19 protein-coding genes are annotated in these 17,952 nt (G+C 64.7%); 5 read left to right on the top strand and 14 right to left on the bottom strand.

Features of this window, described 5'->3' with window-relative positions; translation table 11 throughout:
- Positions 1-18: 18 nt before the first annotated feature.
- The gene (locus MNAB215_RS13390) at positions 19-879 is read left to right on the top strand and encodes an LLM class F420-dependent oxidoreductase (protein ID WP_077079287.1); all 861 of its coding nucleotides are present in this window, start codon (positions 19-21) and stop codon (positions 877-879) included.
- 63 nt (positions 880-942) lie between these two features.
- Here MNAB215_RS13390 and MNAB215_RS13385 read toward each other — a convergent pair whose 3' ends face one another.
- Positions 943-3,087 carry a 3-hydroxyacyl-CoA dehydrogenase NAD-binding domain-containing protein gene (locus MNAB215_RS13385; RefSeq protein ID WP_077079286.1) on the bottom strand — a complete coding sequence of 715 codons (2,145 nt, stop codon included), beginning with the start codon at positions 3,085-3,087 and terminating at the stop codon, positions 943-945.
- Positions 3,088-3,091: 4 nt separating this feature from the next.
- Positions 3,092-4,303, bottom strand: a complete 1,212-nt coding sequence (locus MNAB215_RS13380; RefSeq protein ID WP_077079285.1) for an acetyl-CoA C-acetyltransferase — start codon at positions 4,301-4,303, stop codon at positions 3,092-3,094.
- A 155-nt stretch (positions 4,304-4,458) separates the two neighbouring features.
- Between MNAB215_RS13380 and MNAB215_RS13375 the strand changes: the two genes are divergently transcribed.
- On the top strand, positions 4,459-5,640 hold the full coding sequence (locus MNAB215_RS13375) for a pyridoxal phosphate-dependent aminotransferase (RefSeq protein WP_077081989.1): 1,182 nt from the start codon (positions 4,459-4,461) through the stop codon (positions 5,638-5,640).
- Here the strand turns inward: MNAB215_RS13375 and MNAB215_RS13370 are convergent.
- From MNAB215_RS13370 to MNAB215_RS13355, 4 genes are read right to left on the bottom strand one after another with little or no spacing between them, the layout of a single operon-like run.
- On the bottom strand, positions 5,633-6,079 hold the full coding sequence (locus tag MNAB215_RS13370) for an SRPBCC family protein (RefSeq protein ID WP_077079284.1): 447 nt from the start codon (positions 6,077-6,079) through the stop codon (positions 5,633-5,635). The two genes, MNAB215_RS13375 and MNAB215_RS13370, sit on opposite strands and share 8 nt — an antisense overlap.
- A 57-nt stretch (positions 6,080-6,136) precedes the next feature.
- Positions 6,137-6,577, bottom strand: a complete 441-nt coding sequence (locus MNAB215_RS13365) for an SRPBCC family protein (protein WP_077079283.1) — start codon at positions 6,575-6,577, stop codon at positions 6,137-6,139.
- A gap of 58 nt (positions 6,578-6,635) precedes the next feature.
- Entirely contained in the window at positions 6,636-7,715 is a 1,080-nt protein-coding gene (locus MNAB215_RS13360; protein WP_077079282.1) for a CaiB/BaiF CoA transferase family protein, read from the bottom strand.
- A 5-nt stretch (positions 7,716-7,720) separates the two neighbouring features.
- Positions 7,721-8,164, bottom strand: coding sequence for an SRPBCC family protein (locus MNAB215_RS13355; protein WP_077079281.1), 444 nt, complete (start codon positions 8,162-8,164; stop codon positions 7,721-7,723).
- A gap of 64 nt (positions 8,165-8,228) precedes the next feature.
- On the opposite strand from MNAB215_RS13355, the gene MNAB215_RS13350 reads away from it, so the two are divergent.
- Positions 8,229-9,944 (top strand): alpha-keto acid decarboxylase family protein, encoded by a 1,716-nt coding sequence (locus MNAB215_RS13350; protein ID WP_077079280.1) that lies wholly within the window; start codon positions 8,229-8,231, stop codon positions 9,942-9,944.
- Positions 9,945-9,950: 6 nt separating this feature from the next.
- Here the strand turns inward: MNAB215_RS13350 and MNAB215_RS13345 are convergent, their stop codons facing one another.
- From MNAB215_RS13345 to MNAB215_RS13315, 7 genes are all read right to left on the bottom strand, one after another.
- On the bottom strand, positions 9,951-10,136 hold the full coding sequence (locus MNAB215_RS13345; protein WP_077079279.1) for a (2Fe-2S)-binding protein: 186 nt from the start codon (positions 10,134-10,136) through the stop codon (positions 9,951-9,953).
- Between the two features lie 16 nt (positions 10,137-10,152).
- Complete coding sequence (locus MNAB215_RS13340) at positions 10,153-10,773, bottom strand: fatty-acid--CoA ligase (protein WP_077081988.1); 621 nt, start codon at positions 10,771-10,773, stop codon at positions 10,153-10,155.
- Between the two features lie 21 nt (positions 10,774-10,794).
- The gene (locus tag MNAB215_RS13335; protein ID WP_108637619.1) at positions 10,795-11,499 is read right to left on the bottom strand and encodes a twin-arginine translocation pathway signal; all 705 of its coding nucleotides are present in this window, start codon (positions 11,497-11,499) and stop codon (positions 10,795-10,797) included.
- A complete protein-coding gene (locus tag MNAB215_RS13330) occupies positions 11,496-12,506 on the bottom strand; it encodes a hypothetical protein (protein ID WP_245830302.1) in 1,011 nt (336 codons plus the stop codon). Before MNAB215_RS13330 ends, MNAB215_RS13335 begins: the two co-directional genes overlap by 4 nt.
- 368 nt (positions 12,507-12,874) lie before the next feature.
- Positions 12,875-14,314 carry a FadD3 family acyl-CoA ligase gene (locus MNAB215_RS13325; protein WP_077079277.1) on the bottom strand — a complete coding sequence of 480 codons (1,440 nt, stop codon included), beginning with the start codon at positions 14,312-14,314 and terminating at the stop codon, positions 12,875-12,877.
- Positions 14,311-15,501: an amidohydrolase family protein gene (locus MNAB215_RS13320; protein ID WP_077079276.1), complete on the bottom strand. Its 1,191-nt coding sequence runs from the start codon at positions 15,499-15,501 to the stop codon at positions 14,311-14,313. Before MNAB215_RS13320 ends, MNAB215_RS13325 begins: the two co-directional genes overlap by 4 nt.
- Positions 15,502-15,592: 91 nt before the next feature.
- Positions 15,593-16,015 (bottom strand): lipoprotein LpqH, encoded by a 423-nt coding sequence (locus tag MNAB215_RS13315; RefSeq protein WP_077079275.1) that lies wholly within the window; start codon positions 16,013-16,015, stop codon positions 15,593-15,595.
- A 112-nt stretch (positions 16,016-16,127) separates the two neighbouring features.
- On the opposite strand from MNAB215_RS13315, the gene MNAB215_RS13310 reads away from it, so the two are divergent.
- Positions 16,128-16,874: an enoyl-CoA hydratase/isomerase family protein gene (locus tag MNAB215_RS13310; protein ID WP_077079274.1), complete on the top strand. Its 747-nt coding sequence runs from the start codon at positions 16,128-16,130 to the stop codon at positions 16,872-16,874.
- A complete protein-coding gene (locus MNAB215_RS13305) occupies positions 16,871-17,299 on the top strand; it encodes a hypothetical protein (RefSeq protein ID WP_077079273.1) in 429 nt (142 codons plus the stop codon). Before MNAB215_RS13310 ends, MNAB215_RS13305 begins: the two co-directional genes overlap by 4 nt.
- On the opposite strand, the gene MNAB215_RS13300 is transcribed toward MNAB215_RS13305, so the two are convergent.
- Positions 17,215-17,916: a TetR/AcrR family transcriptional regulator gene (locus MNAB215_RS13300; protein WP_077079272.1), complete on the bottom strand. Its 702-nt coding sequence runs from the start codon at positions 17,914-17,916 to the stop codon at positions 17,215-17,217. The two genes, MNAB215_RS13305 and MNAB215_RS13300, sit on opposite strands and share 85 nt — an antisense overlap.
- Between the last annotated feature and the right edge of the window lie 36 nt (positions 17,917-17,952).

Genomic DNA, 17,952 nt, shown 5'->3' with positions numbered 1-17,952 from the left:
CGAGAGGAATGAATACCGATGGAACTTGCCGGTGTCGGGATCTGGAGTAGTCAGCTGCGCTACGGCGATCAATCTGAATCCTCCGATGCCGCAGCGGAACTGGATGAACTTGGCTTTACGGCGCTGTGGATTCCGGACGTCGGCGGGCCGGTGCTCGAGGCGGTGGGCAGTTTGCTTGCCGCGACCAAGCGAACGGTGATCGCGACCGGAATCCTGAACCTGTGGATGCACTCGCCCGCAGATGTCGCCGAAGGGTATTCGGCGCTGACCGACAAGCACGGGGACCGCTTCCTGCTGGGCATCGGAGTCAGCCACGCACCGCTGATCGATGCCGGCCAGCCAGGGCGGTACCGTAAACCGCTTGCGGCGACGACGTCATTCCTGGACGGATTGGACAGCGCGCCACGACCGGTGCCCAGCGAAGGGCGGGTGCTCGCCGCGCTCGGTCCGAAAATGCTGGCGTTGTCCGCAAGCCGCGCCCGCGGCGCCCACCCCTACCTGGTCACACCCGAGCACACCGCCACCGCCCGTGCGACGCTAGGCTCCGGACCGTTGCTGTTGCCGGAGCAGACCGTGATCCTCACCGATGACGCTGACGAGGCGCACAGCATCGGAACCGACTGGCTGCGTTCCTATTTGGCGTTGCCGAACTACGCGAACAATCTGCTGCGCAGCGGGTTCTCCGAAGACGACCTGGCCCAGGTGAGCCCTCGGCTCTTCGACGCGATCATCGCGTGGGGCGACGAGGAAGCCATCCTGCGCAGGGTCGCCGAGCATCACGCCGCGGGCGCCGACCACGTCTGCGTCCAGGTGCTGCTGGCCGACCCGACCGCGTTCCCCCGCGAGCAATGGCGCCGGATCGCCGCGGCCGTAAACTGAGCCACCCCCACCAACGCGAAAGCCCCTGAAACGCCGTTGTTTCAGGGGCTTTCGCGTCTGGACTTACGTCAGCGAGTCGGGCGGGAGGAAGCGGTCGCCGTACTTGGCGGCCAGCTCCCGGGCCCGGGCCACGAAGGCCTCCTTGCCCACACCGCCGGCGCCTTGGTAGCCGACGATGAACTGCGCGCTACCACCGGTGTACGGCGGGAACCCGATGCCCATGATGGATCCGATGTTGGCGTCTGCGGTCGACGTCAGCACGTGCTCGTCGAGGCATTTCTGGGTTTCCAGCGCCTCGGCGAACAGCATCCGGTCGACCATGTCCTGCAGCGGCGGCTGCGAGGCACCGGACTTGAACGTCTCGCGCAGACCCGGCCATAGGCGGGTGCGCTTGCCGTCCTCGTACTCGTAGAAGCCCGCGCCCTTGAGCCGGCTGGGCCGGCCGAGCTCGATCATCTTCTCGACGACGGCCTCGGCCGGGTGCGGCTCGTAGGTGCCGCCGGCGTCCTCGACACCCTTGCGGCTGGCGACGGCGATCTTGTGCATGAGCTCCAGGTTGAGCTCGTCGGACAGCTGCAACGGAGGTGCCGGGTAGCCGGCCTGCGAACCTGCGTGCTCGATGCTGGCCGGCTCCACGCCCTCACCGAGCATCGCCAGCGCCTCGTTGACGAACGTGCCGATCACCCGGCTGGTGAAGAAGCCGCGGCTGTCGTTGACGACGATCGGCGTCTTGCCGATGGCCTGCGTGTAGTCGAACACTCGAGCCAGCGCCTCGTCAGATGTCTTCTCGCCCTTGATGATTTCCACCAGTGGCATCTTGTCGACCGGCGAGAAGAAGTGGATCCCGATGAAGTCTTCCTGACGCTTCACCCCGGTCGCCAGACCGGTGATTGGCAACGTCGAGGTGTTCGACCCCAGCAGTGCGTTGGGCTCGACGATGTCCTCGATCTCCTGGAACACCTGGTGCTTGAGGTCCTGGCTCTCGAAGACCGCCTCGATCACGAAGTCGACGCCCTTGAAGTCGGCGGGGTCCGCGGACGGCGTGATGCGGCCCAGCAGCGCCTTGCTCTTCTCCTCGGTGGTCCTGCCGCGCTGAAGTGCTTTGGCCTCAAGCTTTTCCGAGTAGTTCTTGCCCTTTTCGGCGGCCTCGATGGTGACGTCCTTGAGCACCACGTCGTAGCCGGCCTTGGCCGAGACGTAGGCGATGCCCGCACCCATCATGCCCGCGCCGAGCACGCCGATCTTGTTGATCTTGACCGGCTCGATGCCGTCGGGCCGCGAGCCACCGCCGTTGATGTGCTGCAGGTCGAAGAAGAACGCCTGAATCATGTTCTTGGCGACCTGGCCGGTGACCAGCTGGGTGAAGTAGCGGCTCTCGATGCGGCTGGCCGTGTCGAAGTCCACCTGCGCACCCTCGACGGCCGCGTCCAGGATGGCCCGCGGCGCCGGCATCGGCGCGCCCTTCAGCTGCTTCTTCAGCAGCGCCGGGAAGGACGGCAGGATGCCGGCCAGCGCCGGGCTGGACGGAGTGCCGCCAGGCATCTTGTAGCCCTTGACATCCCACGGCTGGGTGTGCGAATCGGGGTTGGCCTTGATCCATGCCTTGGCCGCGGGCACCAGTTCCTCGACCGAACCGACGAGCTCGTCGATTAGACCGATCTCCTTGGCCTTGGCCGGCTTGAATCGCGTGCCCTGCGACAGAATGTTCATGAATGCGTTCTGGATGCCGAACATTCGCACGGTGCGGGTCACCCCGCCGCCGCCAGGCAACAGCCCCAGCGTCACCTCGGGCAGCCCGAGCTGGCTGCCCTTCACGTCGGCCGCGATGCGGTGGTGACACGCGAGCGCGATCTCCAGGCCACCGCCGAGTGCGGCGCCGTTGACGGCGGCCACCACCGGCTTGCCGAGAGTCTCCAGGGCGCGCAGGTCGCGCTTGACCGACTCGACGGTGTCGAAGGCCTCGCCGGCGTTCTCCGGTCCGAGGTTGATCATCGCCTTCAGGTCACCGCCGGCGAAGAAGGTCTTCTTCGCGCTGGTGATGACCACGCCCGTGATCGAATCCTTCTCTGCGGCAAGGCGTTCGACCGCGTTGTGCATGGACTCGGCGTAGTGCTCGTTCATCACGTTGGCCGAACCGGTGGGGTCGTCCAACGTCAGGGTGACGATGCCGTCGCCGTCCTTGTCCCACTGAATCGTGTTCTCTGCCATGGCCTTAAACCCTCTCAATGATGGTCGCGACACCCATGCCGCCGCCGATGCACAGCGTGATCAGCGCACGGCGCGCATTGCGGCGCTCGAGCTCGTCGACCATGGTTCCGGTGATCATGGCGCCGGTGGCGCCCAGCGGGTGGCCCATCGCGATGGCGCCACCGTTGACGTTGAGTTTCTCGTCGGGGATGTTGAGGTCCTTCTGGAACTTCAACACGACCGACGCGAACGCCTCGTTCAGTTCGAAGAGGTCGATGTCGTCGATCGTCAGGCCGGCACGGTCGAGCACCTTCTTGGTGGCCGGGGTCGGGCCGGTGAGCATGATGACCGGATCGGCACCACTGGTGGCGGTGGCCACTATCCGCGCCCGCGGGGTCAGGCCCTGCGACTTGCCCGCGGCTTCCGAACCGACCAGCACCAGCGCGGCACCGTCGACGATGCCCGAGCTGTTTCCACCGGTGTGGACGTGGTTGATCTTTTCGACCCAGTGGTACTTCTGCAGCGCCACGTCGTCGAAACCGCCCATCTCGCCGACGCCGTCGAAGGCGGTCTTCAGCTTGCCGAGGCTCTCCACGGTGGACCCGGGCCGCATGTGCTCGTCGTGGTCGAGGATGACCAGACCGTTCTGGTCGCGCACCGGCACCACCGACTTCGCGAAGTAACCGCCCGACCAGGCGTCGGCGGCCTTCTCCTGCGAACGGGCCGCGTAGGCGTCGACGTCCTCGCGGGAGAAGCCCTCGAGGGTGGCGATCAGGTCGGCGCCGATGCCCTGCGGCACGAAACCGATCCGATAGTTGGTCTCCGGGTCGGTCGCCCAGGCGCCGCCGTCGGAGCCCATCGGGACGCGGCTCATCGATTCGACACCGCCGGCCAGCACCAGGTCGTCCCAGCCGGAGCGCACCTTCTGCGCGGCGATGTTGACCGCCTCGAGGCCCGAGGCGCAGAAGCGGTTGAGCTGCACGCCGCCGGTGGTCTCCGGCAGTCCGGCCACCAGGGCCGCGGTGCGGGCGATGTCGCCGCCCTGGTCGCCGACCGGTGACACCACACCGAGGATGAGGTCGCTGATCAGGTTCTCGTCGAGGTCGGGGTTGCGCCTGCGCAGCTCGTCGACCAGGCCGACAACCAGATTTACCGGTTTGACCTCGTTGAGCGAACCATTGCGCTGCTTGCCGCGCGGTGTGCGGATGGCCTCATAGATAAAGGCTTCTTCGGACATGTCGACTTCCTCTTCACAAATTGGGTTTCGGGGTCCGTCTTACAGCACCCTAACAGGGGCTCCCGGCCAACCTGTTGGTTGGCCATTTCGTTGCTGCTCAACGCTCGAACATGACGATGCAGCCACGGCGGGGCCTGAAGCTAGGCTCGACGACCATGACGGTGTCGCGACTGAGGCCCTACGCGACCACGGTGTTCGCCGAGATGTCGGCGCTGGCCGCGCGGATCGGCGCGGTGAACCTCGGTCAGGGCTTCCCGGACGAGGACGGACCGCCTGCGCTGCTGAAGGCCGCACAAGAGGCCATCGCCGACGGGGTCAACCAATACCCGCCCGGTATCGGCATAGCGCCGCTGCGCGAGGCGATCGCGGCCCAGCGCAAGCGGCACTTCGGCGTCGAGTACGACCCTGACACCGAAATCCTGGTGACGGTCGGGGCCACCGAGGCGATCGCTTCGGCGGTGATCGGACTTGTCGAGCCGGGCTCGGAGGTTCTGCTGATCGAGCCGTTCTACGACTCGTACTCTCCGGTGGTCGCGATGGCAGGTTCGCATCGGGTCGGCGTTCCCCTGGTCCCCGACGGCCGCGGCTTCGCCCTGGACGTCGACGCACTGCGCCGGGCGGTGACACCGGCGACGCGGGCGCTGATCGTCAACTCGCCGCACAACCCGACCGGTGTGGTGCTGACCGCCACCGAGCTCGCCGCCATCGCGGAAATTGCCATCGCAGCAGACCTTTTGGTGATCACCGACGAGGTGTATGAGCACTTGGTGTTCGACGGCCACCGGCATCTGCCGCTGGCGAGCTTCGACGGCATGGCAGAGCGCACGATCACCATCTCCAGCGCGGCCAAGATGTTCAACTGCACCGGCTGGAAGATCGGATGGGCTTGCGGCCCAGCACAACTCATCGCCGGATTGCGCGCGGCTAAACAGTATCTGACCTACGTCGGCGGCGCACCATTTCAGCCAGCGGTCGCTCTCGCGCTAGATACCGAGGACGCGTGGGTGGCCGAACTCCGCAGCTCGTTGCAGAACAGACGGGACCGACTGGCCACCGGTCTGACCGACATCGGTTTCGCCGTGCACGAGAGCAACGGCACCTACTTTCTGTGTGCCGATCCGCGTCCGCTCGGCTACGAGGACAGCACCGCGTTCTGCGCGGCGCTACCGGAAAAGGTTGGCGTGGCCGCCATTCCGTTGTCGGCATTCTGCGATCCCGCTGGCGCGCATATCGATCTGTGGAATCACTTGGTGCGCTTCACCTTCTGCAAGCGCGTCGACACCATCGACGAGGGTATCCGGCGATTGTCCGCGCTCAAGAACGGCGTGACTACCTAGCGCCCTCGTCGCGCATCACGCGCCTCCGCAGGCCCTCCAGCGCGGCATAGAGAACTTTGTTGCCGGCCGAGCGCACCCAGAACCCGGGCAGCGGAGCTCTGAGCTCGATCGTGATGCTGAATCGCACCCGGGTTTTGTCATCGCCCTCACGCTGCAACTCGTATTCGCCATGCTGGGCATGTTGCTGGGCGGTCTTCTGCGCATCCCAGACCATCCAGTCGGGACCCCAGTGATATTCGACCATTTCGGTATCGGCGATGCCGCTCACTCTGATCGTCATTCTGACGTGGTGCGGCAGGCCGTCGGGATATCGGTCGACGACTTCAACCCGCTTGTGCAACGGAGACCACGACGGCACGGCGTCCATGTCGGACAGCGCCTCCATGATTACTTCCGGGGGCGCCTCAATGACAATTTCGGACGATGCGCGTATGGCCACTGTCTATAAATTAGCAATTGCGAGCCCTTGTGCACTGAAAATTACGGTGCCTTGTCTTCAATCGCGTCCGCCCTCGACGAGGTCGCGCAAACCCCGCATTGAGGCGTCGAGGACATTTTGCATGGCCCGCCTGACCATGAAGGCGGGAATGGGACCAGCCGGTTCGACGGTGATGTCAAACCGCACCCGGGTTTTGTCCACGCCCTCCGGTTTGAGGTTGTACTCGACATGCTGGCCATGTTGTTGGGCCGTGCCTTTGGCGTCGTACACCACCCAATCGGGACCCCAGTGATATTCGAGGACTTCTTTGTCGCGGAGTCCCATAATTCTGATGGTGGTTTTCACGTGGTGGGCTCGACCGTCGGGATAACGGTCGACCACTTCCACCTTTTTATGCAGGGGCGACCAGGATTCCAGCACAGCGACATCCTCGAGCGCCCCCATGACCACGTCTAGCGGCGCATCGACGATAAATTCACGAGATGCTTTTACAGCCACTCACTTCAACCTAGCAACGACGCACGCCGCACGGAATGTGTTCGGCGTAATTCGCCAGCTACCAGCCGATTTCGCTGATCGGTGTCGTCGTCGCGGGCGGCGGCCCGACCGGCCCGGGCGGCGTCCGGGAAAATCTCGGAGCCGGCGCGGCCTGCTCGACGCCGTGGGCGGTGATCACCGTCGACCGTGCGGCCAAGTGGTCGTTGGCGGCCGCCTCGCTCCACGTCAATACGGGAGTGACGCACGCATCGGTGCCGGCGAAGACCTGTGTCCACTCGTCGCGGCTCCGCCCGGCGAACCGCTCGGCGAAGACGTCGTACATCTGCGGGTACGAATCGATGTCGAGTTGAGCAGGAATGTCGTCGGGCGACAGGCCAAGCCCGGTGAGCAGCGCCGCGAAGAATTGCGGTTCGATAGCGCCGACGGCCATGTACTTGCCGTCGGCGGTTTCGTAGCACCGATAGAAGGGTGCGCCGCCGTCCAGCAGGAACGATTCGCGCTTGTCGCGCAGGCTGCCAATTCCCTTCATAGTCCACATCATTTGGCACAGCACGCTGACCCCGTCGACCATGGCCGCATCGACGACCTGGCCGGTGCCCGAACGCTCCCGCTCGTACAGCGCGACCATGATGCCCAGGAGCACCAGCATCGACCCGCCGCCGAAATCGGCGACCAGATTCAGCGGTGGCATTGGCGGCCGGTCGGCGTAGCCCAGCGCCGACAAGGCGCCCGTCTGCGACAGGTAATTGATGTCGTGGCCGGCCGTCGAGGCCAGCGGCCCTTCCTGTCCCCAGCCGGTGATCCGCGCGAAGATCAGCCGCGGGTTGACCGCCGCGCAGTCGTCGGGTCCGATGCCGAGCCGCTCGCAGGTGCCGGGGCGGAAGCAGTCCAGCAACACGTCGGCTTTGGCGGCCAGCTGCAGCAACGTCCGCGGCTGCGTCTTGACGTCGAGATCGACGATCCGCTTGCCCCGGTGCATCAAGTCGCGATCCTCGGCCGGCATCGTCAGCCCGCCGGGGCGGCGCACCCTCACCACGTCGGCCCCCAAGTCGGCGAGCACCATCCCCGCGTGCGGGCCCGGCCCGATACCGCCGAGCTCGATGACTTTGATGCCGGCCAGGGGTCCTACCCGGTTCACCGCGTCTACTTGCCCTTCTTCAACTGCAGCACCCGCTTGCGCAACCCCTCGGTCCCGGTGTCGATCGTGCCTTTGATGGCGCGCTTCAAGACGAAGCCCGGCAGCGGGACCACGGGATCGACGCTGAGCTGGAACTTGACCTTGGTGGCATCGCCGTCGGGGATCAGGGTGTAGGACGCATCCTGTGATCGTTGCTGACCGGAGCTCACCAACGTCCAGCTCACTTCGTTGTCACCCCACGTGTAGGCGATCACCTGCTCGTCGGTGATTCCGGCGGCCTTGACTTTCATCTTGACCTTGGTGGGCCGACCGTCGGCGTTGCGCTCCAGGACTTCAGCGCTCTGATGGGGTGGTGACCACTCGGTCACCGAGTCGAAATCCGCGATGACATCGAGGATCTCTTTTGGGCTGGCTTCGATGACAATGTCGCGCGCTTCGTTGATCGCCATGGCCGCACCCTAGCGAAATGATGCCGCACCGGCGGCGAATTCGGCCGAGCGTACCGTCGTCCTCGTGACTGATACCACGACTGAGGCGGGGTCCGGTCCCGCCGATCCCATCTACACCGTCGGTGACTATCTGCTGGACCGTCTTGCCGAACTCGGAGTCTCCGAGATCTTCGGCGTGCCCGGGGACTACAACCTCGCATTCCTCGATCACATCGTCGCCCATCGAGCCATCCGCTGGGTCGGCTGCGCCAACGAGTTGAACGCCGGCTACGCCGCCGACGGATACGGGCGGCTGCGCGGAATGGCAGCCCTGGTAACGACATTCGGAGTCGGCGAACTCTCGGCGGCGAACGCGATCGCGGGCGGCTACGCCGAGCACGTGCCTGTCGTGCACATCGTCGGCGGTCCCACCAAAGACGCCCAGGGCACCCGGCGGGCGCTGCATCATTCGCTCGGCGACGGGGACTTCGAGCATTTTTTCCGCATCAGCCGCGAAATCACCTGTGCGCAAGCAAATCTCATGCCCGCGACGGCATGCAGAGAGATCGACCGGGTGCTGTCCGAGGTGCGTGAGCACAAGCTGCCCGGATACATCCTGCTGTCCAGCGATGTCGCACGCTTTCCCACCGAACCCCCGGGGGCGCCGTTGCCCCGCTACACCGGCGGCACCAGTCCCCGCGCCCTGTCGATGTTCGTCGACGCGGCCACCGAGCTCATCGCGGACAACCAGCTGACGGTGCTCGCCGACTTGCTGGTGCATCGCCTGCAGGCGGTCAAGGAGCTGGAGGCGCTGTTGGCGGCGGACGTGGTGCCGTACGCGACGTTGATGTGGGGAAAGAGTCTCCTCGACGAAAGCGCACCCAATTATCTGGGGATCTACGCCGGTTCGGCCAGCGCCACACAGGTGCGCGCCGCGGTTGAGGACGCACCCGTTTTGGTGACCGCCGGGGTGGTGTTCACCGACATGGTCAGCGGCTTCTTCAGCCAGCGGATCGACGCGACCCGGACCATCGACATCGGGCAATACCAGAGCACTGTCGCCGACCAGGTGTTCGCGCCGTTGGAGATGGGCGCAGCGCTCGAGGCGCTGGCCGAGATCCTGACCAGGCGCGGGATCACGTCACCCCCGGTGGCGGCGCCCGCCCCACCGACACCCCCGGAGGGAGCCGAAACACCCGCGCGCGACCGGCCGTTGACGCAGCAGATGCTGTGGGACCGACTGTGCGAAGCGCTCACACCCGGAAACGTGGTGCTTGCCGATCAAGGCACCTCCTTCTACGGCATGGCCGACCATCGGCTTCCCCATGGAGTCACCTTCATCGGCCAACCCCTTTGGGGCTCAATCGGTTACACGTTGCCCGCAGCGGTCGGGGCCGGCGTGGCGCATCGGGACCGCCGGACGGTGCTGCTGATCGGCGACGGTGCCGCGCAGCTGACCATCCAGGAGCTGGGCACCTTCTTCCGCGAAGGACTGGCTCCGGTGATCGTGGTGGTCAACAACGATGGCTACACCGTCGAACGGGCGATCCACGGGCCGCAGGCGCCCTACAACGACATCGTCGGCTGGAGTTGGACCGACGTTCCGGGCACGCTCGGAGTCACCGATCACCTGGCGTTCCGGGCGGAGAACTACGGTGAGCTCGATGACGCCTTCACCGCCGCCGCCGAGCGGCAAGACCGCATGGTGTTGGTTGAGGCGGTGTTGCCCCGTCTCGAAATCCCCACGCTGCTAGGGAAACTCGTCGAGCCCATGTCGCCTCCGGAGGGTCAGCGCCGCTGAAAGCGCCTAGCGTCTAGAGGTTTTGCGATCGGGGCTCGAGGATCGCAGTATCGCCTGGACGGTGCGCCGGCAGCGCCCGCAGTCGGCTCCCGCTCCGCAGACCCGAGCGATCTCGTTTGTCGTCGTCGCTCCTGCGGCGACGACGTCGGCCACGGTGTGGCTGGTGACTCCGTTACACAGGCACACGAACACCGAGTGGTCCGCTCACTTATGCCTCGATGCGCATCATGTCGAACATCTGGCCGACGAAGAGCGGCGGGTACGCGCCCGCGCCCGCCCGGGTCATCCATTGCGCGGCGGCGTCGGGGTGATCGATCCACTGCCGCGCGCTCTCCTCGTCGGGGAACTCCTGCAGTATCAGCACCTCGTGGTTGTCGTCGAAAGCCTGGAAAATCCAAGTCTTTCGGATGCCGGCCGCGGCGAACCTGTCGATCGCCGAGCCGACCTCGCTAGTCAGCACCGACACGTCGTCGACCGACGCGATGGCGGCGACGACGACACCGGGGGCCGACAGGGTCGACGGGGACTCCGGGACGAACCTGTCGATGATCTCGCCGGCGAATACCGCCGGGATGTCTTCGACCCCGGCCGTGTCGAACCAGTCGAAGAAAACCCGCGACCGAAGTAGCTCCACGATCGGCTCACGACTGTGCACTCCGATCATCACCAGGACGCGGCCATAGTCGTGGGTCGACGTGTAGACCAGGACATGGTGTGCCCCAATGTCGGAAAGAGCGGCCTTGCTGCGTTCGAGCAGCGGCCACACCCGGGACGGATCGGGAACGCGATAGTCCGACGCGATCACCATCGAATGAATGTCGTTCGCCATCTCGCTGTCCGCCATCAGGGCCTACACCGGGGTGAACGACGAAATGAGCCACTTCCCATCAATTTTGCTCATTACGACCACGACGCTGCTGTTGGTAAATGTCGGCTCCGGCCGGTCCTTGCTCTGCGTGCTCTGGTTGACGAACAACAGCGCGGTGGCCGAATTTGCGTGGAACTCCGACAGGGCGGCGCGAAGCACTACCGCGCTTGTCTTTACCGACTTCTGTTTGGCGGCAGGGGTGACGATCTGTGAGGTGAATTGGTTGTAGTAGTTCAGGAAGTCGCCCGTTAAATGCGACTTGGCAGTGGCGAAGTCATGATCCAGGGTCTCGGGTGAATACGACAGGATCGCCACTGTCCCTTCGCTGGCCGCCGAGATCGCCGTCTTTGCGGCCGCGGCATCGGTGTCGCGATCTGGGAGATAGATGAAGTAGAACACGCTACCCAGCGCCGCCAGCGATACCACGACCAGCAATGCCAGCACGCCGGCGAGGATCTTGCCGGACGGCCGCTTCTTCACTATGCGGACGACGCGCTTGCCCCGACCGGGTGCCACCCCGTCTTCCTCGGTGTCGTCAGCCTTCTCGGCGCTTTCGACCTTCTCGGCGCTTTCGGCGTCCGTAGCCTTTTCAGCGTCTGCGGCCTTTTCGGTGTCGTCGGCCTTCTCGGCGTCTGCCGACTCCTCGATTTCTGCTGGCTTTTCGACCGATGTTTCTTTTGCGGTCACGGCACAAACTCGACTTTCGATATCTTCAGCTGTCCACCGTCGCGGGAAACCGTCACGATCAGCCGGTAGTTACGTGGATCCTGTTTGGCACCAGCAGCATTGGTGATTTCGGACGTGGAGGCGACGAGCACCACAGCTGAATCGTTGGTCATGGTGTCCAAGTCCACGGCCGCGGCCTGAACGGAGCCTTGCGAGATCACCTTCGACTGTTCCACCACCTTGGTGAAATCGTCGGCCATCTTGATGAAGTCGTCCTTGAACGAGCCGGTGGAGTTGTCGAGGATCCGCTGGACGCCTTGCTTGGCTTCGTTGAAGTCCAGCGATGTCAACGTCACGACGCCCTGGCGTGCGGCCGCAGTAAACTCCGCCACGCGCTGACGCTTACGCACCGCATCTTGATGCTCTTTGATCATGTAACCGCTACCCGCCAGCGCGGCCAGAATAATAACGATGGCGACGCTCGCGGCCACCGTCGACCACTTCGGACGGCGAACCAGGCGCGAAAGGCGACGCGGACGTCCCTCCGGTTCCTCAGGCACGGCGGGAGTATCGGCCTCGGCGTCGGCTTTCGCGACAGCCTCGGTCGGACTCTCCTTCTTCTTGTCGCTGTCCGGCTCGACCGCCGCCTCGGTGTCTTCCGGGGCCTCCGTCCCCGATGTCTCCGAGGGGTCCGGCTCCTCGGTCGCGACGGAGTCAGCGTCGTCTTGTTCGCTGGCCGCGTCTTCTGAGCCTTCTTCTTTTGTATCTTCTTCCGCGGCCACTACTTCTACTTCTTCGGCAGCTTCTTCTTTTGCGGCCTCTTCTTGTTCCGCCTTTTTAGCGTCTTCTTCCTTCTTGGCTTCTTCTTTTTTGGCTTCGATGACTTCCGCCTGGCGGCGCAACTGGATCGCCCGGGCACGGGCGCGCGCGGCGGCGGCGAGCGCCTCCGCTTCCGTGGCTTCTGCCTCCGCCTGTTCGGCCAACGCCCGGATATCGGCGGCAGTACTTGGGGTTTCGTCCTCGTTCACAGGGGCCGATTTCGCGTCAGCGGCATTCTGGCGAGCGCCACCACTCACCGCTCACCAGCCCGAGTACGAGGCTGCTCGTGACTCACTGCCTAACTCCTCTACCGCTTGCCCGTCATTGGCAAGTCTGCGTCCAGCCGCGGCCGGCCGGCCTCGCCGTTGGGCCACCCTACTCGGCAAACGCGACACCGCGCAGCACCTGCGCCGAGTCTGCGTTGCCCGTGGTCCCCACCGCCGGTCGTCCTGACCAGGAGAACCACGTTATCACCTGCTGCGGCCGATACCATCGAAGCCGTCGCACCGCAACTCGAGAAACGCCATACAACCTGTGGACATGGGATTCTCGCAAAAGAACATACGACGCGGCGGGACTACCGCAAGAGATCTTTGACGACCTTGCCCGTTGCGTTCAGCGGGAGTGACTCGAGGAACTGCACGGACCGCGGGACCTTGAAGCCCGCCATGCGATCTCGGCACCAGCCGATCAATTCGGCTGCCTCCAAAGCGCCGCTCAGAACCACGAACGCCTTGCCCACCTGTCCGAGCCGCTCGTCGGGAACGCCGATCACCGCCGCCTGCGCGACCGCCGGGTGCTCCATCAGGAACCCCTCGATCTCGGCCGGATAGGCGTTGAATCCGCCCACGATGAACATGTCCTTCTTGCGCCCGACGATGCGCAGTCGCCCGGAGTCGTCGAAGTTCCCCAGGTCTCCTGTATGCAACCACCCATCGCCGTCGATCGCTTGTGCGGTGGCCGCCGGGTCATCCAGGTAGCCCTGCATGACGCCGTAACCGCGGACCAGCACCTCGCTGTCATCGGCAATGCGCACCTCGACCCCCTCACAGGGCAGGCCCGCGGTGGTAGCGACATCCTCGAAGGAATCACCGGGACGGGACAGCGTCACGTTGCCGGCCTCGGTGAGCCCGTAGCCGGTCATCAACGTCTGGAACGGCAGTTCATCGTGGATGCGGCGGACCAATTCGACGGGGATGTCGGCAGCGCCGGTCACGCCCGCCCGCAGAGTCGACAGCCTCGCCTTGTCTTGAACTGTCAGCAACGAGTGGTACAAGGTCGGCGGCCCGGGCAGCATCGTGATGCGTTCGCGCTCAATAACATCCACGACCACGTCGACATCGAACACGGCGACCGGCAGCATGGTCGCGCCGCGCAGGCAGGACGTGATGAGTCCCGCTTTGAGGCCGAACGTGTGGAAGTACGGGTTGATCTGCAGGTAGCGGTCGCCCTCGCGCAGATCCGCGAGCGTCGCCCACTCCTCGTACATCCGCAGCGTTTGGCGATGGTCCATCATCGCGCCCTTCGGGCGGCCGGTGGTCCCCGAGGTGAAGATGATGTCGGAGGTGTCGGTGCCGCTGACCGCGCGCTCGAATGGTGAACCGCTGGAAAGGAAGTCGGACTTCAGGTCGATAACCGGTATTCCCGCGGGAGCGGTGAAGTCCTGGCCCAGAAATCCCTTCTGCACCAGGACGGCCTTCACTCCGCTACGGGCGATCACGTCGCCCGCTTCTTCGGTCTTGAATCGGGTATTCACCGGCACCAGCACGCCACCCGCGGTCAACAACCCGAACGCCGCGACGATCCACTCCGCCGAGTTCGGCGCCCAGATGGCGACGCGGTCTCCCTTGTCAACACCGAGGTCAGCGAATGCGCCCGCGGCGCAACGTATTCGCTCGACAAGTTCGGCAAAAGTAAAGCGCAGCGGACCGTCGACGACTGCTTCCGTGTCGCCGAAGCGGTCCGCCGCGCTCAAGACCATTTCGGGGATGGTCTCCCAGGGTTGACTGTCCGTCACACCGTGACGAGTCGGGACAGGTTGCCGCCCATGATCTTTGCCTGGTCCTCGACGGAGAGGTGCGATAGCGCGTTGACGTAGAAGGTCGGCTCCGCCAGCCCTTCCGGGTGCGGCCAGTCCGACCCGTATAGCACCTGGTCGACGCCGACGAGGTTGACCAGATCGTCGATGCCGTCCTCGAAGAACGGACTGACGTGGATGCGGTTCTTGACCATCTCGACGGGGTCGCTCGGGAACGCCTCGGGGGCCTTCCTAAAGACCTCGGCCAGGCCGTCGAGCAGCGGGGTCATCCACTTCGAACCGGCCTCGACGATCGCGACCTTCAGCTTCGGGTGGCGGTAGAGCGCGCCGTGGATCACCCACGACCCCACCGAGTCCTGGATCGGCCGCCACTCGTTGAGGATGCCCATCGCGTTGGTCTGGAACGGCAGCATCTCCTGGTCGGCACCGTCCCACTCGGAGGTGTACCGGGAATAGCCACTGTCGCTGGAGTGCATGCCGACCAGCAAGTCGTACTCGACGACCCGCTCCCAGAACGGGTCGAACTCGGGCACCGCGAATGACCGCGGGCCACGGAAGCCGGGGACCGGAGCCGGGCGGACCAGGATGCAACGCGCTCCACGCTTGACCGCCCATTCCAGCTCCTCGATCGCTTTCTCCACGATCGGCAGGGTGATGACCGGGGTGGTGAAGATCCGGTTCTGGTAGTTGAAGCCCCAGACCTCATCGAGCCACTCGTTGAGCGCATGGACCAACACGTGGATGGCGACCGGGTCGTCGCGCAGCCGCTCCTCGAGCAGGCTCGCCAGCGTCGGGAACATCAGGGTGCGGTCCAGACCCAGCTTGTTCATCTCCTCCAGGCGCGGGCCGGGCTCGAAGAACGCGGGGATCGCGCGCATCGGCTCACCGAACAGCTCGCGCTTGGTCTTGCCCTCTGGGTTGCCGTATTTGAAGTACTCCTCCCAGGCACCTGGCCGGGCGACGACCTCGAAGGTCGGGTTGGGGATGTAGTTGCTGATCTGACCTCGGATCGCGATCTTTGTCCGCCCGTTGATCTGCACGTACTGGACGTAGTCCTTGTACTCCTTGGGCAGGAATTTGGTCAGCGCCTCCGGGGGCTCGTAGAGATGATTATCGGCGTCAAAGATCGGGAACGGGACGTCTTCCCGATGCGACAACTGGCCCATGGAATCCTCCTTCGCGTTTTGTGAGAATACTATTCTCTCGAAAGCCGGCGACGCAACATGCCCCCTAGGGGTCGCCGGCTGAACGTGATGATCAGCAGGTCGCGACGATTTTGAAGGAGGCGGAAGCCGCTTCGTTGGGCTTGTCGACTTTGAAGCCGTTGGCCGTTCCGGTGATGGTGAATTTGTCGCCGCTGAAGCTCATGGTGGCGTCGCCGCCGTCGTTCTTGGCGTACATGCCGGTGAAGCCGCCGAGGTTCTGGAGACGGACCGACATCGCGCTGAGTGGCTGTGTGCGCTCATCGATCGCGACCGTGGCCTTGGCGAAGTCGCCGCCGATGGCGATCGTCCGGTACCACTCCTGCTGCCAGCACTTCACGACATGATTGCCGGTGTCGGTGCCGTTGATCGTCACTGACGCCGTGCTGGCGAGCTGAGTGTCTGAGCGTGCCGTGCAGGCAGCGAGGCCCGTCACTGCAAGCGCCGCCGCGACCACGACGATGATTCGGTTCTGCACTGGGCCACCTCATATCCTCGCCGACGAAACTTCTTGGGCCTGCAGCGATGATGCTATTCTCCGCGCCAGAGAATGCCAATATCGGCATTTTCGCCAAAGGAGGCAACGGCGCATGGTGGACCTGGAGTTCGACGGCGGACTCGCAGTCCTCACCATCGACCGCCCCCACGCCCGCAATGCCATCTCATTGGAAACCATGGGGCAGCTGGAAACCGCGCTCGACGAGGCAGCCGACGCGCGGACCCTGGTGATCAGGGGCGCCGGTGACCGGGCTTTCGTATCGGGCGGTGACCTCAAGGAGCTGAGCGCGCTGCGGACCCTGGCGGAAGCGTCGGCGATGGCGCAGCGCATGCGGGACATCTGCGATCGGCTCGCGAACTTCCCGGCCCCGGTGGTCGCGGCCCTCAACGGTCACGCTTTCGGCGGGGGCGCGGAGTTCGCCGTCGCCGCCGACATCCGGGTCGCTGCCGACGACATCAAGATCGCCTTCAACCAGGTGGAGCTGGAAATCATGCCGGCCTGGGGCGGCGCCGAGCGACTGGCCGCCCTGGTCGGAAAGGGCAGGGCGCTGCTCTTGGCCGGCACCGGCAACGCCCTCGACGCCGCGGAAGCCCAGCGGATGGGCCTGATCGATGTGCTGCTGCCCCGTTCATCCTTCGACGACGGATGGCGGTCGATCGCCACGAAACTGGCACGTCATCCGGCAAACGAGATAAAGCGGGTAATCCGCGGAGTTTCTGCTGATGAAGCGATAGCATCCTTTGCACGGCTGTGGGTTGCGGACGCACACTGGCAAGCCGCCGACAAGGTGATGAACCGAACCGCCACACCGCGCCCAGCCGCCGGAGGAGCGACATGACCACCACCGTGAAGAAACTGTTGAGCATCGGCTCGGCGATGTCGGTAGCAGTGACAGGTCTACTGGTCGGCAGCGGAGCAGCGCATGCCGACCCGGTCTGGCATCAGGTCGTCTACATCGTCACGTCGAAGAACCCGACCTACGTCGACATCTTCTATCAGGATCAGGATCCGACGGTTTACTCCGATTACAGCCACAACCCATACAGCTTCACCCCGCAGGTCCACGCCGATATCAGCCCCGATAAGCCGTGGGTGCAGCCGGTGAACCTGTTGAATCCCGATCAGTGGGCGATGGTGACTGCTACCACCGGTCGCGCGGCACCGACACCCGGCGGCATTCAGTGCAACTTGTCGGTGGACGGCAATGTCGTGGTTTCCAAGAACGGTCCCAAGGGAGCGCTCTGCTCGCTGCGGACCTGGTGAACCACCCAGGTCTCCGGCACGTCCTCGATCGGCTGGGGCTCGCCTTCCAACCGACGCAGATAATCCTCGACCAGTTCCAGGGTTTCGGCGTGGCCTGCGGACATCCCGATCGCCTGCTCGAGCACTAGAAACCGCGACAAGCTGCTCATCAGCACCGACCACACCACCGGTGGCACATCCTTGGTGTCCACGCCGTAGCGCTGCAGTGCCGACGCCATTGCTTGGCGTTCCGCCTCGCGAAAACGTTCTGCGTAATAAGCGATTTCGGCGCGCATCTCCTTGCGGTGATTGGCCAGCGCCATGAATTCCATGGAGATCCGGGTGAACGCGGGATCGGTGCCAAACCGCCACAGGGCCCACAGCGGCTGTGGCGACCGCAGCAATTGGGCGTGCACCTCAAGGGCTTCTTCACCGCGGCGGCGGAACACCTCCAGGAACAGTTCTTCCATGGTGCGGAAGTAGTAGTGCACCAGCTGCGGCTTCAGCCCGGCCTTGTTCGCCAGACGGCGCGAGGTGACCGCGGCGTAGCCCTCTTCGATCATCAGCTGCTCGGCCGCGTCGAGCAGCAGGACGCGATTCTTCGCGTCCGGCGCCCCGATTCTGCGGGCCGATGTCATGCCGTTGCTCCGTATCCTCTGCGTTTCCCTTGCCAA

This window comes from Mycobacterium numidiamassiliense, assembly GCF_900157365.1.
GTDB lineage: Bacteria > Actinomycetota > Actinomycetes > Mycobacteriales > Mycobacteriaceae > Mycobacterium > Mycobacterium numidiamassiliense.
This window is presented reverse-complemented; position numbering and strand designations above follow the sequence as displayed.

Bases quoted from the DNA above. Each gene is read 5' to 3' on its own strand.
- MNAB215_RS13320 (WP_077079276.1), bottom strand. From the start codon at position 15,501: ATGGGCCAGTTGTCGCATCGGGAAGACGTCCCGTTCCCGATCTTTGAC.
- MNAB215_RS13390 (WP_077079287.1), top strand. From the start codon at position 19: ATGGAACTTGCCGGTGTCGGGATCTGGAGTAGTCAGCTGCGCTACGGC.
- MNAB215_RS13375 (WP_077081989.1), top strand. From the start codon at position 4,459: ATGACGGTGTCGCGACTGAGGCCCTACGCGACCACGGTGTTCGCCGAG.
- MNAB215_RS13300 (WP_077079272.1), bottom strand. From the start codon at position 17,916: ATGACATCGGCCCGCAGAATCGGGGCGCCGGACGCGAAGAATCGCGTC.
- MNAB215_RS13380 (WP_077079285.1), bottom strand. From the start codon at position 4,303: ATGTCCGAAGAAGCCTTTATCTATGAGGCCATCCGCACACCGCGCGGC.
- MNAB215_RS13355 (WP_077079281.1), bottom strand. From the start codon at position 8,164: ATGGCGATCAACGAAGCGCGCGACATTGTCATCGAAGCCAGCCCAAAA.
- MNAB215_RS13385 (WP_077079286.1), bottom strand. From the start codon at position 3,087: ATGGCAGAGAACACGATTCAGTGGGACAAGGACGGCGACGGCATCGTC.
- MNAB215_RS13305 (WP_077079273.1), top strand. From the start codon at position 16,871: ATGACCACCACCGTGAAGAAACTGTTGAGCATCGGCTCGGCGATGTCG.
- MNAB215_RS13340 (WP_077081988.1), bottom strand. From the start codon at position 10,773: ATGGCGAACGACATTCATTCGATGGTGATCGCGTCGGACTATCGCGTT.
- MNAB215_RS13310 (WP_077079274.1), top strand. From the start codon at position 16,128: ATGGTGGACCTGGAGTTCGACGGCGGACTCGCAGTCCTCACCATCGAC.